This is a genomic window from Alkalibacillus haloalkaliphilus C5, assembly GCF_000269905.1.
Lineage (GTDB): Bacteria > Bacillota > Bacilli > Bacillales > Alkalibacillaceae > Alkalibacillus > Alkalibacillus haloalkaliphilus_A.
The window spans coordinates 1-3,093 of sequence record NZ_AKIF01000220.1 but is presented as its reverse complement, the minus strand read 5'-3'; the positions used below and the strand labels follow the sequence as shown (position 1 = coordinate 3,093).

5 protein-coding genes are annotated in these 3,093 nt (G+C 38.7%); 1 reads left to right on the top strand and 4 read right to left on the bottom strand.

Going from position 1 to position 3,093, the window contains the following annotated elements:
* Positions 1-2: 2 nt before the first annotated feature.
* Positions 3-860 (bottom strand): gamma-glutamylcyclotransferase family protein, encoded by an 858-nt coding sequence (locus A194_RS18890; RefSeq protein WP_017187722.1) that lies wholly within the window; start codon positions 858-860, stop codon positions 3-5.
* 106 nt (positions 861-966) lie between these two features.
* Here A194_RS18890 and A194_RS0115600 point away from each other — a divergent pair, with 106 nt between their 5' ends.
* Complete coding sequence (locus A194_RS0115600; protein WP_017187721.1) at positions 967-1,569, top strand: restriction endonuclease; 603 nt, start codon at positions 967-969, stop codon at positions 1,567-1,569.
* Positions 1,570-1,768: 199 nt separating this feature from the next.
* Here the strand turns inward: A194_RS0115600 and A194_RS0115595 are convergent, their stop codons facing one another.
* From A194_RS0115595 to A194_RS0115585, 3 genes are all read right to left on the bottom strand, one after another.
* On the bottom strand, positions 1,769-2,287 hold the full coding sequence (locus A194_RS0115595; protein ID WP_017187720.1) for a GrpB family protein: 519 nt from the start codon (positions 2,285-2,287) through the stop codon (positions 1,769-1,771).
* Positions 2,288-2,293: 6 nt separating this feature from the next.
* Positions 2,294-2,770 (bottom strand): GNAT family N-acetyltransferase, encoded by a 477-nt coding sequence (locus A194_RS0115590; protein ID WP_017187719.1) that lies wholly within the window; start codon positions 2,768-2,770, stop codon positions 2,294-2,296.
* A 49-nt stretch (positions 2,771-2,819) separates the two neighbouring features.
* Positions 2,820-3,093, bottom strand: a 274-nt coding sequence (locus A194_RS0115585; RefSeq protein WP_017187718.1) for a nuclear transport factor 2 family protein, incomplete at its 5' end; no start/stop codon positions are given.

The following is a 3,093-nucleotide window of genomic DNA, read 5'->3' as shown; positions in this document are numbered from 1 at the left end:
TTCTAATCTCCACTAATTTCTCCTCCATTCAATCGCTCAGCTCTAACTCTCACTCTCTCCAAATACGCCTCACTCACATCCGGCGCACCACCGCGTAAAATCTCCGTCAAATAATGTGCGGGCGGCGCAATCTCATCTTTTTTATCAATCACAATAAAAGTAAGCATCGGCACTAATTCACCTTGATATGTCACATCCACAATTGCTGGGCGGTACATCTCCGCATGCACACCTTCACGTTCATATAAATAATCACGTGCCGCTTCGGTAATCTCATAAACAACCCCTTCGACCGCCTCTCCTTCAGTTTCTACAATGTCTGCACGTCCCCCATCAGGTCGATGCACGGTAAACTGCAATTCATATCCATCCAAATGACCGACACCCAGTCTATCAAACTCTTCAAGCTTCCCCGCCAAGTTAATTCGCTCATCATCCATACACGACCCATACGCAAAATAATACGGCACGTTGTCTTTCAGCTGCTGGTCCAATCGCCAGTCACCAAATGGCACCTCGTCCAAACCTTCAGCCTTCAAAGATTCATAATAATATGTATAAGCCTCAAGCGTGCCAAAATCCGTCTTCACTTCAACTACTTTCCGCTCATAATGCGACTCACCACCAGGCACGTACCCTTCTAGTTCATCAATTGTTTCTAATAGTTCACCCGTAACACTATATACTTCACCGTAAACCGTCTGATCAGAATCCAACACTAACGCTGGATAACCATTCGTCGTATCAACTAACCGCCCTGTCATCCACGCCTCTTTTGCAACACGATGCGCATCTTCAACTAATCTATGATTTCTTTCACCAAACAATAAAGTCCCATATACAAACACGTAATGCTCCATCGCTATCCCTCCTACTTTATCTATTATACTAATTCAAAATACGCTTACTGTCACCGTTTCAACTGCAAACTTTTTGGCAACAATGATGATGTAAAGGAGTGATTACATGCTTCAAACAGCGTTAACCGTTGTTTTACTCATTGGCGCGATCCATTTACTCATTATCAATCGAAAAAAACATAAACGAAATAAGCAGCTATATGAATTGCTAGATCAAAGCGAAGATTTAAAACGCACCCTTGCCATGGGACTCTACTACCGCTTCAATTTTAAAAAAGATTCCGAAACTGGAGAATTCACCGATAAAGTGAGTAACCTTTTTATTCAGCAAGTTAGTTATGAATTCGAAGACTTTGTAGCTGATGTGATGAGAACGAAATACGGAGGCGAGACGACTGTAACTGGAACGATTGGCGACTACGGTGTTGATATACGCCATCATCGAGATGAGGGACTATACCTTGGCCAAGTCAAAGCTTACAAAAATAACGTCCCATTCGATCCAATCGCCATCATCCATTCCAACATGGTCCAAGAAAAAGCTGAAGGAGGATTCATCGTCACAACAAGTGACTTCACCAATCAAGCCCGAAAATACGCCAGCTCACTCAACATCGAACTGATCAACGGCGAACAACTGGTCAATTATTTAATAGAAGGGTTAAAAGACGAAGAAAAAGAACTCATCGGCCAGCCGAAAGAAGCGTAGGTCGGTTGTGGAATTTAGGCGAACGCTTAATTAATTGAGCGTTCGCCTAATTATTGAGAATTTCGCTTAATTATCGAGGAATTCGCTTAATTATTGAATATTTCGCCCGATTATTGAGAATTTCGCTTAATTATTGAAAAATCCGCCTAATTGTCACGTTGTATAAAAGAAAAAGTTCAGCTCAATACGGCTGAACTTTTCACTCTGAGTTTATATCCTTATGCCAACGAAGTGCTTTTTGTTCCATATCACTTACGAACTTCTTTTTGGCTCGACTATATTCCCTTGTAGTATCGTAACGCTTCGTCAAATCCTCTTTAAAGCAGCTATAACGATTAGCCTCTTGAGGATGGACTCTTAAGTAATCCCTAAATACTAAGTGCCGTTCAATTTCCGGGTGATCAAATTGATAGAAATGAATGTGGTGGGTTCTGTTTTCTCCTCCCTTTCTAAACAACCTTCTATCGACAATCCCCCATTCCCCAGCAACATCATATCCAAGTGAATCCATATGTCCATTGAATGAATCAACTTTCTCTATGTCTTTAACAATACACATCATATCGATCACAGGCTTTGCTTTCATTCCTTTTACTGATGTACTTCCAAAATGTTCAAACCTTATAATTTCATCACTGAAAATAGTTTCTAGAAATTCAGCTTCAGCCTTAAACATTTCAGGCCAGTTTTCATCATAATCAGTCAGTCGAACTTTCAAATTACTCTAATCTCCTTTCCGACAGTCATAATCCATTTTCAGAAATTCAAAACAATCACCATTTGTCTTCTGCATAAAAGTATTAACTTCCTTAAAACCAACCTTTTTATATAATTTGATCGCTCTTTGATTAAATGTCGCTACTGATAAGGTAATCCTTTCAGCTTTAAATTCTTTAATTACAAATTTAATACCTTCATTCAAGAAATTTAACCCGTACCCATTACCAGTTAAATTAGGCCTCAAGCCTAACCCTATATCAAATGTATGTTCAGATACTTTATTCACGCTAAAGAAGCCGATTAGATCTTTATTACTCATCACGGCATATGTAGAACTCTCACGTGATTTTGGATCGACAAATTCACTTAAATCTTCTTCATCAGCTACCATATCATAAAAAGAATACTCACCTTCATAACGCCAATTAAAAGCAATATCTTCTGCTTGTTTTTGAGTCATAACCTTGATTTGATAACTCATACACGTTTCCTACCTATCTGATTAATTATATGAAGCCTTTAATCTATTACTATGTGTTAGTTCCCTGGTGAAAAGTCATTTGCCACTTCCCATCATTCAACTTCCAAATAGAGCTACGTAAAGAGAACTTTTGTTTACTTTCTATAAATACCTTAAACGTAGTTAGTGCACATGTTGGTGAAAGGTGCTTTATTTGAAAATTACTTAATGTAATTCCAGGGTCATCTTCACTCGGTAAACGTTTTAATATACTTTCTTTATCATAAATTACTCCAGTACTCGAAAACTCTTCAAAATCATCAGCAATTAGTTCGTCTAAAGTC

Excerpts from the sequence above, each read along its gene's own strand:
- A194_RS18890 (WP_017187722.1), bottom strand. The coding sequence starts at position 860 with ATGGAGCATTACGTGTTTGTATATGGGACTTTATTGTTTGGTGAAAGA.
- A194_RS0115600 (WP_017187721.1), top strand. The coding sequence starts at position 967 with ATGCTTCAAACAGCGTTAACCGTTGTTTTACTCATTGGCGCGATCCAT.
- A194_RS0115590 (WP_017187719.1), bottom strand. The coding sequence starts at position 2,770 with ATGAGTTATCAAATCAAGGTTATGACTCAAAAACAAGCAGAAGATATT.